The organism is Pseudosulfitobacter pseudonitzschiae, from assembly GCF_900129395.1.
Taxonomy (GTDB): Bacteria; Pseudomonadota; Alphaproteobacteria; order Rhodobacterales; family Rhodobacteraceae; genus Pseudosulfitobacter; species Pseudosulfitobacter pseudonitzschiae.
Map to the genome: position 1 here is coordinate 51,340 of NZ_FQVP01000011.1, position 13,446 is coordinate 64,785.

Consider the following 13,446-nt stretch of genomic DNA (forward strand, 5'->3'; position numbering starts at 1 on the left):
GGGCGGCATGACGCTTGAGTTCAAAAACGTGTCCAAGGTGGTGAACGGCGATGTGCACATTCATCCCACCGACCTGACGCTTGAGCGGGGCACGATGAACGTGCTGCTGGGACCGACGTCGTCGGGAAAAACATCGCTGATGCGGCTGATGGCAGGGCTGGATGTGCCGACCGAGGGACGCCTGTTCTGGGAAGGTCAGGACGTGACCGGGATGCGCGTGCAGGACCGCAAGGTCGCGATGGTCTACCAACAGTTCATCAACTACCCGTCGATGACCGTTTACGACAACATCGCCTCGCCCCTGCGGCTGATGGGCAAATCGAAGGCCGAGATTGACACAGCGGTGAAACAGGCCGCCGACCTGATGCAGCTTGGCCCGTTCCTGAACCGCAAACCGCTGGAACTGTCGGGCGGGCAACAGCAGCGTTGCGCACTGGCGCGGGCGTTGGTCAAGAACGCAGGGCTGGTGTTGCTGGACGAGCCGTTGGCGAACCTCGATTACAAGCTGCGCGAGGAATTGCGCGTCGAGATCCCCAAGATCTTCGAGGAATCCGGCGCTGTCTTTGTCTATGCCACGACAGAACCCGAAGAGGCGCTGTTGCTGGGTGGCAATTGCGCGACCCTGTGGCAGGGCCGCGTGACCCAATTCGGCCCGACGCCGCAGGTCTATCGCCAGCCGGTCGATGCGACCACGGCGCGGGTGTTCAGCGATCCGCCGATGAACTTCATGACCATCAGCAAAACGGGCGGAACCCTGATGTTCGGCGAGGGCCAAAGCGCCAAGGCCACCGGCCCGCTGGCCGATCTGGCCGACGGGCGCTATCTGGCGGGCTTCCGGCCCAACCATCTGGAGATTGCCCGCCACAAGGACGGAGCACTGCAGTTCGACGCACGCGTGATCGTGACCGAGCTGACGGGGTCCGAAACCTTTGTTCACCTGAACCACCACGGCGACACATGGGTCGGTCTGGTTCACGGCGTGCACGACCTGAAACCGGGGACGGCGCAGCCGGTCTATCTGGACCCTGCGCATGTCTACATCTTCACCGAAGCGGGCGACCTGGTTGCGCCCGCCTCTTATGCATTGGCGGCTTGAGACATGGCAAAGATCACGCTCGACAATCTGGCACATTCCTACCTGCCAAACCCGAAATCCGAGGCCGACTTTGCGCTGAAGGAGTTGAACCACGACTGGGCCGATGGCGAGGCCTATGCCCTGCTGGGTGCTTCGGGCTGTGGGAAATCCACGCTGCTGAACATCATTTCGGGCCTGCTGCATCCCAGCCAGGGGCGCATCCTGTTTGACGGCAAGGACGTGACCCAATCCAGCACCGCCGACCGCAACATCGCGCAGGTGTTCCAGTTTCCGGTCGTCTACGACACGATGACCGTGCACGACAACCTGGCCTTTCCACTGCGCAACCGGGGCGAACCTGCGTCTTACGTGGCCGAACGGGTGCAGAAAATCGCGCAGATGATCGGCATGGAGGACGTGCTGAACAAACGCGCCCGTGGCCTGACGGCGGATGCCAAGCAAAAGATTTCGCTGGGCCGTGGCATGGTCCGCGAGGACGTGAACGCATTGCTGTTCGACGAACCGCTGACGGTGATCGACCCGCATATGAAATGGGAACTGCGCACACAGTTGAAATCGCTGCACCACGAATTCGGGCACACGATGATCTATGTGACCCACGACCAGACCGAGGCGCTGACCTTTGCCGACAAGGTGGTGGTGATGCACGACGGCCGCGTGGTCCAGATCGGGACGCCGCAGGAACTGTTCGAGCGGCCCGAACATACATTCGTGGGCTATTTCATCGGCTCGCCCGGCATGAACCTGATCCCGGCGTCGGTCGCGGGCACGCAGGCCACGGTCCACGGCGCGCAGGTCGCGTTGGGCCAGCGTTATGGCGCGCTGAGCGGTGACGTGAAACTGGGCGTGCGCCCCGAATTCGTGACCCTGACCGATGGCGACGGGCTGCCTGTCAAAGTGCGCCGCGTCGAGGACGTCGGCCGTCACAAGATCATCCGCGCCGACCTGTTCGGAAACGAGATCAACATCGTCGCCGCCGAAGGCACCGAAATCTCGCCGGACATGACCCGCGTGGCTTTCGATACCGCGCAGGTCAACGTCTATGTCGACGACTGGCGCCAACAGGGGGAGGCCGCCTGATGAACAAGACCGTCAACCAAAAAGCATGGTTCCTTGTGCTGCCAGTGCTGCTGCTGGTCGCCTTTTCCGCCGTCATCCCGCTGATGACCGTCGTCAACTATTCGGTGCAGGACACCTTTGGCCAGAACCAGTTTTTCTGGGCCGGGCTGGAGTGGTTCGAGGAGATGCTGCATTCGGACCGCATGTGGGATGCGCTGGGGCGTCAGCTGATGTTCTCGGGGATCATTCTGGCGATTGAAATCCCCCTGGGCATTTTCGTCGCCCTGAACATGCCGAAATCCGGCTTCTGGTCCAGCTTCTGCCTTGTGCTGATGTCGCTGCCGCTGCTGATCCCGTGGAACGTGGTCGGCACCATCTGGCAGATCTTTGGCCGCGTCGACATCGGCCTGCTGGGCTATACGCTGGACAAGCTGGGGATTTCCTACAACTACACCCAGGACACTTTTGCCGCCTGGGCCACAGTGGTGGTGATGGATGTGTGGCACTGGACATCTCTGGTGGCGCTGCTGGCCTTTGCCGGGCTGAAATCCATCCCCGACGCCTATTACCAGGCCGCCAAGATCGATCAGGCGAGCCGCTGGAAGGTGTTCCGCTTTATCGAACTGCCCAAGATGGCGGGCGTTCTGATGATCGCCATCCTGCTGCGGTTCATGGACAGCTTCATGATCTACACCGAACCCTTCGTGGTCACCGGCGGCGGACCGGGCAACGCCACCACGCTGCTGTCGATCGACCTGGTCAAGATGGCGCTGGGGCAGTTCGACCTGGGACCGGCGGCGGCGTTCTCGCTGATGTATTTCCTCGTGATCCTGCTGATTTCATGGGTGTTCTACACCGTCATGACCACCCTTGACGCGAAGGAGGGCTAAGATGACCGACACCGCAACCATCCCCGCCGACATGACCGCGCGCACCCCGGCGAAACGCCGGGTGCGGATCAACGGCTCTGCCGTGGTGATGACCGTCTATTTGCTGTTCCTGATGCTGCCGATTTACTGGCTGCTGAACATGAGCCTGAAGACCAACACCGAGATCCTGAACAGCTTTACCCTGTGGCCGCGCGATCTGACCTTCGACAACTACGCGACGATCCTGACCGATCCCGCGTGGTACATGGGCTATGTCAACTCGCTGATCTACGTGGTGATGAACACCGTGATCAGCCTGACCGTGGCGCTGCCTGCAGCCTATGCCTTCAGCCGCTACAGCTTCATGGGCGACAAGCACCTGTTTTTCTGGCTGCTGACCAACCGCATGGCACCGCCTGCCGTTTTCGCGCTGCCGTTCTTTCAGCTCTATTCCTCCGTGGGCCTGTTCGACACCCACATCGCCGTGGCACTGGCGCATTGCCTGTTCAACGTGCCGCTGGCGGTCTGGATTTTGGAAGGTTTCATGCGCGGCGTGCCCAAGGAAATTGACGAAACCGCCTATATCGACGGCTACAGCTTTGGCCGGTTCTTCATCAAGATCTTCATGCCCCTGATCGCCAGCGGCATCGGCGTCGCGGCGTTCTTCTGCTTCATGTTCTCATGGGTCGAACTGTTGCTGAGCCGCACGCTGACCACGGTGGACGCAAAACCGATTGCCGCCATCATGACACGGACCCAAGGCGCCAGCGGCATCGACTGGGGCGTGCTGGCGGCGGCGGGCATCCTGACCGTCGTACCGGGGGCCTTGGTCATCTATTTCGTGCGCAACTACATCGCCAAGGGCTTCGCCCTGGGCCGGGTTTAAGGAAAGGGCCGACACATGGACTGGATGGCATGGACATGGCCGACCGCGATCTTCTTCATGGTCATCGCGTCGCTGCTGGTCACCTTCACGGTGCTGGCGATCAAATTCCCCGAAACGCCGCGCCGTGGCGTGCTGGGGATGGAAACCACGCGCGGGGACCGTTTGTTTATCACGCTTCTGGGCAGCGCGTTCATCAACCTCGGCTGGCTGGGGTTGGTGGGCACGGCACAGCCCTATGCGATGATTGTCTGTCTGATCTACGCCGCAGCGGTGTTCCGCTGGGTGTAAGTGATGGGCGCAGGGGCATGTGGGGCCCTGCGGTCAGATAAATATCCACATTCATAAGGGAGGAAACATTATGAATTTATCACTGAAATCCTCAACGGCGGTGGTCGTTGCGCTGGGACTGCTTGGCAGCCCGGCCTTTGCCGACATGGAGGCCGCCAAGGCCTTCCTCGATGCCGAGATCGGCGATGTCTCGACCCTGTCGCGCGCCGACCAGGAAGCCGAGATGCAGTTCTTTATCGACGCTGCCAAACCCTTTCAGGGCATGGAGATCAAGGTCGTCTCGGAAACCATCACCACCCATGAATACGAAAGCCAGGTGTTGGCGCCTGCCTTCACCGCGATCACCGGCATCAAGGTCACCCATGACCTGATCGGCGAAGGCGACGTTGTCGAAAAGCTGCAGACACAGATGCAGTCGGGCGAGAACATCTATGACGCCTATATCAACGACTCTGACCTGATCGGCACCCACTGGCGCTACAAGCAGGTGCGCAACCTGACCGACTGGATGGCGAACGAAGGCAAGGACGTAACCCTGCCCACGCTGGATCTGGACGATTTCATCGGCACCTCCTTCACCACCGGCCCCGATGGCAAGCTGTACCAGCTTCCGACGCAGCAGTTCGCGAACCTCTATTGGTTCCGCTATGACTGGTTCAACGACGAAAAGAACATGGCCGATTTCAAGGAGAAATACGGCTATGACCTGGGCGTTCCGGTCAACTGGTCGGCCTATGAGGACATCGCCGAATTCTTCACCGGGCGTGATCTGTCGCACATGGACGTGAACGGCGAAGTCTATGGCAACATGGACTACGGCAAGAAAGACCCCAGCCTGGGCTGGCGGTACACTGATGCGTGGATGTCGATGGCGGGCATGGGCGACGTGGGTGAACCCAACGGCCTGCCGGTCGATGAATGGGGCATTCGCGTCAACGAACAGTCACAGCCGACAGGCTCGTGCGTGACACGCGGCGGTGCCACCAACTCGCCCGCTGCCGTCTATGCGGTGACCAAGGCGATCGAATGGCTGCAAAAATACTCGCCGCCCGCAGCGGCCGGTATGACCTTCTCCGAAGCTGGCCCGATCCCCGCACAGGGCAACGTCGCGCAGCAGATGTTCTGGTACACGGCCTTTACCGCCGACACGGTCAAACCCGGTCTGCCCGTGATGAACGAAGACGGCACGCCCAAATGGCGCATGGCCCCTTCGCCCCACGGTGTCTATTGGAAAGAAGGCCAGAAGATCGGTTATCAGGACGCCGGCAGCTGGACGCTGATGGAATCGACCCCCGTGGACCGCGCACAGGCCGCCTGGCTCTATGCACAGTTTGTGGTTTCCAAAACGGTGGACGTGAAGAAATCGGATGTGGGTCTGACCTTTATCCGTGAATCGACCATCGACAGCGATCATTTCTCTGAACGCGCACCGCGTCTGGGGGGTCTGGTGGAATTCTACCGCTCGCCCGCCCGCGTGGCATGGTCGCCCACCGGCACCAACGTCCCGGATTACCCCAAGCTGGCGCAACTGTGGTGGCAGAACATCGGCGACGCCATGTCCGGTGCGAAAACACCGCAAGAGGCTCTGGATGCCCTCTGCGCCGATCAGGAACGCGTGCTTGAGCGTCTGGAACGTGCCGGCGTGCAAGGCGACCTTGGTCCCAAGCTGAACCCCGAGGAAACCGCCGAATACTGGTTCGAACAGCCCGGTGCCCCCTATCCCAAGCTGGAGAACGAGGACGAAGATCCCAAAACCGTCGCTTATGACGAGCTGATCAAGTCCTGGGAATAAACCCCGGTTTGCATGAAACTGCGGGGGGCCTTGAACGGCCCCCTGTTTTGCCCTTTGATCCAGAGCGTGCGCCCCATGAAATACATCCTGTCGATCGACCAAGGCACCACGTCCAGCCGTGCCATCCTGTTTGACGAGACCCTGAACCTCAAAGCGACATCGCAAGAGGAGTTTCGCCAGATCTTCCCCAAATCCGGCTGGGTCGAACACGATCCCTCCGATCTGTGGAGCACCACGGCAGGCACCTGCCGCGCCGTGATCGAACGGGCAGGCATCGACGCCCGCGACATCATTTCCATCGGCATCACCAACCAGCGTGAAACCACCGTCGTGTGGGACAAGAAGACCGGCAAGCCGGTCTATAACGCCATCGTCTGGCAGGACCGCCGCACCGCCGAGTTCTGCAAATCCCTGCGCGATGCGGGCCACGCGGATATGGTGGCCGACCGCACCGGCCTGCTGCTGGACCCGTATTTTTCCGCGACCAAGGTCAAATGGATCCTCGACAACGTCGACGGCGCGCGCGATGCGGCACAGGCGGGCGATCTGCTGTTCGGCACTGTCGATTGCTACCTGATCTGGAAGCTGACCGGCGGCGAGGTGCACGCCACCGACGCCACCAATGCCGCGCGCACCATGCTCTATGACATTCGCAAGGGACGCTGGAGCCAGACCATCTGTGACCTGATGGGCGTGCCCATGTCCATGCTGCCGGACGTGCGCGACAGCGCCGCCGATTTCGGCACCACCCGCGCCGACCTCTTTGGCCGCCCGATCCCGATCCTGGGCGTGGCGGGCGACCAGCAGGCCGCCACCATCGGGCAGGCCTGCTTTGAACCCGGCATGATGAAATCGACCTATGGCACCGGCTGCTTTGCCCTGCTGAACACGGGCGACACGCCGGTGCGCTCGAACAACCGTCTGCTGACGACGATTGCCTATCAACTGGACGGCAAGCCGACCTATGCGCTGGAAGGGTCGATTTTCGTGGCCGGCGCCGTGGTGCAATGGCTGCGCGACGGGCTGAAGATCATCCGCGAGGCATCTCAGACGCAACCGCTGGCCGAAAACGCCGACCCGGCGCAGGACGTGATCCTTGTGCCCGCCTTCACCGGCCTTGGCGCGCCCTACTGGAACCCCGATTGCCGTGGCGCGATTTTTGGCCTGTCGCGCAACTCGGGCCCCGAGGAACTGGCCAAGGCGGCGCTGGAAAGCGTCGGCTACCAGACCCGCGATCTGCTGGAGGCGATGTATGCCGACTGGACCGACGATGCCGGGCGCGGCGTGCTGCGGGTCGATGGCGGGATGAGCGCATCGGATTGGGCGATGCAATTCCTGTCGGACATCATCGGTGCCCCCGTGGACCGGCCCAAGGTCCTGGAAACGACCGCCCTGGGGGCGGCGTGGCTGGCCGGAATGCAGGCCGACGCGCTGCCGGATCAAGAGGCCTTTGGCAAGCAATGGGCGCTGGACCGGCAGTTCACCCCGACCCTGCCCGAAGAGGCCCGTGCCACCAAATACGCCAACTGGAAACGCGCCGTCGACAGCACGCTGCGGTATTGATCCGATGACACCCTTTGCCATCGACTGCCCCGTGCAGATTGCCTTTGGCGCGGGCACAGCGGCGCGGGTGCCGGATCTTGTACAAGATCCGGTGGTTTTTGTACAAGGTTCCAGCGGGGCGGCCTCTGATCCCGTGTTGCAGATGCTGGGCGATGTGGCCTGCGTGATCCGCTGCACGGGCGAGCCGTCGGTGGACAGCATCAACGCGGCGCTTGAGACGCTGGAGGGGATCGCCGTGGGCACCGTCGTCGCCTGTGGCGGCGGCTCGGTTCTGGACACGGGCAAGGTGCTGGCGGTGCTGGCGGGGTCCGGCACACGGCTGAGCGACGATTTCTCCCGCATCGACCCCGCGCTGCTGAACCGGCGCGCCGATGTGCGCCTGATCGCGCTGCCCACGACGGCGGGGACAGGGGCCGAGGTCACGCGCAACGCGGTGCTGGACGTGCCGGCACTGGGGACCAAGCTGAGCATACGCGGCCGCGCCCTGTTCCCCGATCACGCGCTGGTGGACCCCGACCTGATGGCCGGAGCACCCCGCGCCATCGCCCTGCACGCAGGGCTGGACGCGGTCACGCAACTGATCGAGGCGCATACATCGGTCGCAGCCACCCCCTTTACCCGCGCGCTGACGGCCCAGGCCTTGCCCGGTGCCCTGCGTGCCCTGCGCGACGTAGTCGCGGGCGACAGGGCAGGCTGGCCCGCCATGGCCTGGGCGTCACTGGCCAGCGGGATGGCGTTGGCCAACGGCGGGCTGGGGGCGGCGCATGGGCTGGCCGCGGTTCTGGGCGCGCGGCTGGGCGCTCCGCACGGCGCGCTGTGCGGGCGGTTGCTGGTGCCGGTGATGCGCGCCAACGCCGCCGCCGGCGCCAGCAGCGTCGCCGATTGCGCCGCCGAAGTGGCCGATGTCTTTGCCCCCGCACAGGGGGGCGACGCGCTGTCGGGGCTGGCCGCGTGGATGACCGAACAGGGCCTGCCGCGACTGGCCGACTATGGCGCAGCCGATGCAATGCTGCCCGACCTGGCCGCCCAAGGCCGCGCCGCCTCCTCCAGCCAGAAGAACGCAGTGCCGCTGCCGGTGGAAACCTATGTGACAATCCTGCAGGCCGCCCTGTGACCCAACGCGCCGACAACCGCGCGTGGCTGCTGATGTTGCCCGCGATGTCGGTGCTGGGGATCGTCGGGCTGGTGCCGCTGATCGCGGTGTTCAACTATGCGTTCTTCGATATCTTCACCCTGCAAAGCCGGTTCTGGGTGGGCACCGAATGGTTTGCCGAACTGGTGGGCACCCCGGACCTCTATGCCGCCCTCGGCCGCAGCGTGTTGTTCTCGGCGCTGGTGGTGCTGGTGCAGTTCCCGCTGGGCATCGCCATCGCCCTGATGATCCCGCGCGGGCGGCTGGCAGGCAGCCTGGTGCTGATGCTGGTGGCGGTCCCGCTGGTGGTGCCATGGAACCTGATCCCGATGATCTGGCTGAACCTGCTGCACCCGACTTATGGGACCCTGGCGCAGCTCTTTGACGCCATCGGGTTTGATTTCGACTATAAGTTCAACGCCGTTCACACCTATGCGCTGCTGGTGACGGTGGACACATGGCACTGGATCGGGCTCGTGGTGATCCTGGCCTATTCCGGCCTGTCCGCGATCCCGCCGTCCTATTTCCAGGCCGCCCGCATCGACGGCGCGTCGCGGGCACAGGTGTTCTGGCACATCCAGCTGCCCAAGATCCGGCCCGTCCTGCTGATGGCGCTTTTGTTGCGGGTGATCGACAGCCTGATGATCTATGTCGAGGCCTTTGGCATCAACGCAGGCGGACCGATGGGGGCGACCGCGTTCCTCTCGCTGGAACTGGGCGAGGAAATCAACGCCTTCAACTACGGCCCCGCCGCCGCGCGGTCGGTGCTGTATTTCCTGCTGGTGCTCAGCGTGGCGTGGCTGTTCCGCGTTGCCATGCAGCGCGAGACGCAATGACCGTGCGGGGCCTCTTGCGCGCGCTGGCCTTTCTGGCGCTGGCGGTGTTCATCATCGGGCCGCTGGTTCAGGCGATCGTGCTCAGCCTGACCGTGACACTGCCGCATCCGGGGGTAAGCGTGGGTGACTGGTCGCTGGTGAATTACCGCAATATCTTTGCCAGCCCCGCATTGGTCGCATCCCTGGGCAATTCGCTGACCTATGTCACCGCCAATGTGATGCTGACACTGGTCGTGGCGCTGCCCGCCGCCTATGCCCTGTCACGCTACCGCTTTGTCGGGGACCGGCATGTGTTCCTGTTGCTGCTGGCCTTTCGCATCACGCCGCCGGTGGTGCTGTCGCTGCCGATTTTCCTGCTGTTCGCGCGGCTGGGGTTGCTGAATTCGCCCTTTGGCATCGCGCTGGTGCATTGCCTGTTCAACATTCCCATCGCCATCTGGATATTGGAAAGCTTCATCTCGGCCGTGCCGCGCGCATTTGACGAAACCGCCTTTCTGGACGGGCATTCGCTGCCACGGTTCTTTGTCGGCCACCTGTTGCCGGTGATTGCGCCGGGTGTCGGGGTGGCCTGTTTCTTCTGTTTCATCTTCTCGTGGGTCGAGGTCGTCTTTGCCCGTATCCTGACATCGACAGGGGGCAAGCCGATCACCATGGCAATTGACGCATTGTTCACCTTCCAGACCGACATCGGGCTGGTGATGGCGATGATGGTGCTGTCACTGGTGCCGGGGGTGGCGCTGATCTGGTTCGTGCGCAACCACATCGCGCGGGGGTTCCAGCTGCGGGCCTGACCCCGCAGCCGGTCTGGTTCATCCGGTTTCGGCGCGGCCCTTGCGGGTCAGGCGCGAGATGATGACGAAAAAGAACGGTACGAACAGCACACCAAAGACCGTGGCCGAAATCGTGCCCGCCAGCACGCCGCTGCCGATGGCCGTCCGCCCGCCGGACCCCGCGCCGGTGCTGAGCAACAGCGGCAGAACCCCCAGCGAAAAGGCCATCGAGGTCATGATGATCGGGCGGAACCGCTGTTTCGCGGCGTCCACTGCGGCCTCGATCACGGTCTCGCCCTCGGCGCGGCGGTCGCGGGCAAACTCGACGATCAGGATCGCGTTCTTCCCCGTCAGGCCGATGACCGTAAGCAGGCCCACCTGAAAGAACACACCATTCTCAAAACCGCCCAGATAGGCCCCAGTCAGCGCACCCAACACGCCGATGGGCATGGCCAGCATCACCGCGAACGGGATCGACCAGCTTTCATAAAGCGCAGCCAGCGCCAGGAAAATCGCGGCCAGCGACAGCCCGTACAACAGCGGCGCCTGGCTGCCCGATTCCTCTTCTTCCAGCGACAGGCCGGTGGGCGCAATCTGGAAACCCGGAGGCAGCTGTGCACCCAGACGGTACAGCTCGGCCAGGCCGTCACCGGTGCTGACACCGGGGGCGGGCGATCCCTGAAGCTGCATCGCGGGCACGCCGTTGTAGCGGGTCACGCCCTGTGGTGCGAAGGCCCAGCTTGCGTCGGCAAAGTTCGAGAAGGGCACCAACCCGCCGCTGGAATTGCGCACGCGCCATTTGTCCAGGTCGGAAGGCACCGCACGGGCGTCCGCCTCGCCTTGGACATAGACACGCTTGATCCGTCCTTCGTCGATAAAGTCGTTCACGTAACGCCCCGCCCAGGCGATTGTCAGCAGGTTGCCCACGTCGGTCGCAGTCACCCCCATCGCCCCGGCCCGCCGCCAGTCGATGTCCAGCTTGAACTGGGCCGCGTCTTCCAGACCGCTGGGGCGCAGCGATGCGATCAGCGGGCTTTGCGCGGCCATGCCCAGCAGCTGGTTGCGGGCGTCCAGCAGCTGTTCGTGGGTCTGCCCGCCACGGGCCTGCAAATAGAAGTCAAAGCCCGATACGTTGCCCAGTTCGATCACCGAAGGCGGCACAACGGGGAACACCATCGCGTCCTGTATCTGGCTGAACGCGCCAAAGGCACGGCCCGCCAGCGCCTGCGCGCTTTGGTTCGCCGCCTCGCGGTCTTTCCAGTCCTTGAGGCGCACGAACATGATGCCGACGTTCTGGCCCTGACCGGCAAAGCTGAAACCGACGACACCGAACACGGAATCCACGATGTCGGATTCCTGCTCCAGATAGTAATCCTCGACCTGTTTCAGCACATCCAGCGTGCGTTCGGTCGTGGCCCCCGTCGGGGCCTGGATCAGGGTGAACAGGATGCCCTGATCCTCGTCGGGCAGGAACCCCTGCGGCGTGCGCAGGAACAGCAGGCCCATGGCAACAAAGATGCCGATATAGGCCAGACCCGTCAGGAACCGCCAGCGCACCAGCCTGCCCACGGTCTTGCCATAGCCTGTCATCAGCTTGTCAAAACCCCAGTTGAACACACCGAACAGCCCGCCGCGTTTCTCGTGGCCCTTGGCTTTGAGCAAGGTGGCGCACAGCGCGGGCGTCAGGGTCAGCGCCACCAGAACCGACAGCGACATGGCCGAAATGATCGTCACCGCGAACTGTTTGTAGATCACGCCGGTCGATCCGGGAAAGAAGGCCATCGGCACGAACACCGCGGACAGAACCACGGCGATGCCGATCAGCGCGCCGGTGATCTGGTCCATCGACTTGCGCGTGGCCTCGACCGGGCCAAGCCCCTCCTGCTCCATGATCCGTTCGACGTTTTCGACCACGACAATCGCATCATCCACCAGCAGGCCGATGGCCAGCACCATGGCCAGCATGGTCAGCGTGTTGATGGAAAAGCCGAATGCCGCCAGCACCCCGAAGGTGCCCAGCAACACCACCGGCACCGCCAGCGTCGGCACCAGCGTGGCGCGGAAGTTCTGCAAGAACAGGTACATCACCAGGAACACCAGCACGATGGCCTCGACCAGCGTCTTGATCACTTCCTCGATCGAGATCTGCACAAAGGGCGTGGTGTCAAAGGGGATCACATAATCGACCCCCTCGGGGAAAAAGGCAGCCAGCTCTTCCAGCCGCTCCTCGACCAGCTTGGCCGTGTCCAGCGCGTTGGCCCCCGGCGCCAGCGAAATCGCAAGACCGGCAGAAGGGTTGCGGTTATAGCGCGACACGGTGGCATAGCTTTCGGCGCCAATCTCGACCCGTGCCACATCGTTGACCAGCACCAGGCCACCGTCGGTCTCGGCCCGCAAAACGATCTGGCGGAAATCCTCGGGCGTGCGCAACAGCGATTGCGCGGTGATGGTGGCGTTCAGCATCTGCCCGTCAACCGCAGGACGCGAGCCAAAGGCCCCGGCAGAAATCTGTGCGTTCTCGGCCGAGACAGCCGCGACCACATCCGCCGGCGTCAGTTCAAAGGCGGCCAGCTTGGACGGGTCCAGCCAGATGCGCATGGCGTATTGCGCACCAAACACCTGCGCGCTGCCCACGCCTTCGACGCGGCTCAGTTCGTTGACAAGGTTCGTGGACAGGTAATCGCCCAGGTCGGTCGCATCATATGTGCCGTCCTCGGCAATCAGCGACACCACCATCAAAAAGCCGGCAGAGGACTTTTGCACCGTCACACCCTGCCGTTGCACGACCTCGGGCAACAGCGCACTGGCCTGCGACAGCTTGTTCTGAACCTGCACCTGCGCGATGTCGGGATCGGTCCCTGTTTCGAACGTCAGGGTCACGTTGGCGCTGCCCGAAGAGGTCGAGGACGACGACACATAGCGCAGGCCGTCCAGCCCGGTCATCTGCTGTTCGATCACCTGCGTGACGGTATTGGCCACGGTCTCTGCCGAGGCACCGGGATAGACCGCGCTGACCGTGACAGTGGGCGGGGCAATCTGGGGATATTGCGCAACCGGCAGCGTCCGGATCGCCAGGATGCCGATCCCCATGATAAAGATAGAGATGACCCAGGCAAAGATCGGGCGGTCGATGAAAAAACGGGCCATGGCGGGAT

The 13,446-nt window shown here is 63.2% G+C and carries 11 protein-coding genes; 10 read left to right on the plus strand and 1 reads right to left on the minus strand.

Annotated features, from left to right (window positions below):
- Positions 1-7 precede the first annotated feature (7 nt).
- The 10 genes from BUC08_RS21440 to BUC08_RS21485 all read left to right on the plus strand — a co-directional run bounded on the left by BUC08_RS21440 (position 8) and on the right by BUC08_RS21485 (position 10,312).
- On the plus strand, positions 8-1,096 hold the full coding sequence (locus tag BUC08_RS21440) for an ABC transporter ATP-binding protein (protein ID WP_037929055.1): 1,089 nt from the start codon (positions 8-10) through the stop codon (positions 1,094-1,096).
- Positions 1,097-1,099: 3 nt separating this feature from the next.
- Positions 1,100-2,176: an ABC transporter ATP-binding protein gene (locus BUC08_RS21445; RefSeq protein WP_037929052.1), complete on the plus strand. Its 1,077-nt coding sequence runs from the start codon at positions 1,100-1,102 to the stop codon at positions 2,174-2,176.
- Positions 2,176-3,045, plus strand: a complete 870-nt coding sequence (locus BUC08_RS21450; protein ID WP_028957571.1) for a carbohydrate ABC transporter permease — start codon at positions 2,176-2,178, stop codon at positions 3,043-3,045. Before BUC08_RS21445 ends, BUC08_RS21450 begins: the two co-directional genes overlap by 1 nt.
- Before the next feature lies 1 nt (position 3,046).
- On the plus strand, positions 3,047-3,910 hold the full coding sequence (locus BUC08_RS21455; protein ID WP_037929048.1) for a carbohydrate ABC transporter permease: 864 nt from the start codon (positions 3,047-3,049) through the stop codon (positions 3,908-3,910).
- A 15-nt stretch (positions 3,911-3,925) separates the two neighbouring features.
- On the plus strand, positions 3,926-4,198 hold the full coding sequence (locus BUC08_RS21460; protein ID WP_028957569.1) for a DUF2160 domain-containing protein: 273 nt from the start codon (positions 3,926-3,928) through the stop codon (positions 4,196-4,198).
- Positions 4,199-4,268: 70 nt separating this feature from the next.
- Positions 4,269-5,990 carry an ABC transporter substrate-binding protein gene (locus BUC08_RS21465; RefSeq protein WP_037929046.1) on the plus strand — a complete coding sequence of 574 codons (1,722 nt, stop codon included), beginning with the start codon at positions 4,269-4,271 and terminating at the stop codon, positions 5,988-5,990.
- A gap of 75 nt (positions 5,991-6,065) precedes the next feature.
- On the plus strand, positions 6,066-7,553 hold the full coding sequence (glpK, locus tag BUC08_RS21470) for a glycerol kinase GlpK (protein WP_037929201.1): 1,488 nt from the start codon (positions 6,066-6,068) through the stop codon (positions 7,551-7,553).
- A gap of 4 nt (positions 7,554-7,557) precedes the next feature.
- Positions 7,558-8,667, plus strand: coding sequence for an iron-containing alcohol dehydrogenase (locus tag BUC08_RS21475; RefSeq protein WP_037929044.1), 1,110 nt, complete (start codon positions 7,558-7,560; stop codon positions 8,665-8,667).
- Entirely contained in the window at positions 8,664-9,521 is an 858-nt protein-coding gene (locus BUC08_RS21480; RefSeq protein WP_234973788.1) for a carbohydrate ABC transporter permease, read from the plus strand. The genes BUC08_RS21475 and BUC08_RS21480 overlap by 4 nt, the downstream gene beginning before the upstream one ends.
- Positions 9,518-10,312: a carbohydrate ABC transporter permease gene (locus BUC08_RS21485; RefSeq protein WP_037929041.1), complete on the plus strand. Its 795-nt coding sequence runs from the start codon at positions 9,518-9,520 to the stop codon at positions 10,310-10,312. The genes BUC08_RS21480 and BUC08_RS21485 overlap by 4 nt, the downstream gene beginning before the upstream one ends.
- Positions 10,313-10,330: 18 nt before the next feature.
- On the opposite strand, the gene BUC08_RS21490 is transcribed toward BUC08_RS21485, so the two are convergent.
- Complete coding sequence (locus BUC08_RS21490; RefSeq protein ID WP_037929038.1) at positions 10,331-13,438, minus strand: efflux RND transporter permease subunit; 3,108 nt, start codon at positions 13,436-13,438, stop codon at positions 10,331-10,333.
- Positions 13,439-13,446 lie beyond the last annotated feature (8 nt).

Bases quoted from the DNA above. Each gene is read 5' to 3' on its own strand.
- BUC08_RS21440 (WP_037929055.1), top strand. From the start codon at position 8: ATGACGCTTGAGTTCAAAAACGTGTCCAAGGTGGTGAACGGCGATGTG.
- BUC08_RS21445 (WP_037929052.1), top strand. From the start codon at position 1,100: ATGGCAAAGATCACGCTCGACAATCTGGCACATTCCTACCTGCCAAAC.
- BUC08_RS21450 (WP_028957571.1), top strand. From the start codon at position 2,176: ATGAACAAGACCGTCAACCAAAAAGCATGGTTCCTTGTGCTGCCAGTG.
- BUC08_RS21455 (WP_037929048.1), top strand. From the start codon at position 3,047: ATGACCGACACCGCAACCATCCCCGCCGACATGACCGCGCGCACCCCG.
- BUC08_RS21460 (WP_028957569.1), top strand. From the start codon at position 3,926: ATGGACTGGATGGCATGGACATGGCCGACCGCGATCTTCTTCATGGTC.
- BUC08_RS21465 (WP_037929046.1), top strand. From the start codon at position 4,269: ATGAATTTATCACTGAAATCCTCAACGGCGGTGGTCGTTGCGCTGGGA.
- glpK (WP_037929201.1), top strand. From the start codon at position 6,066: ATGAAATACATCCTGTCGATCGACCAAGGCACCACGTCCAGCCGTGCC.
- BUC08_RS21475 (WP_037929044.1), top strand. From the start codon at position 7,558: ATGACACCCTTTGCCATCGACTGCCCCGTGCAGATTGCCTTTGGCGCG.
- BUC08_RS21485 (WP_037929041.1), top strand. From the start codon at position 9,518: ATGACCGTGCGGGGCCTCTTGCGCGCGCTGGCCTTTCTGGCGCTGGCG.
- BUC08_RS21490 (WP_037929038.1), bottom strand. From the start codon at position 13,438: ATGGCCCGTTTTTTCATCGACCGCCCGATCTTTGCCTGGGTCATCTCT.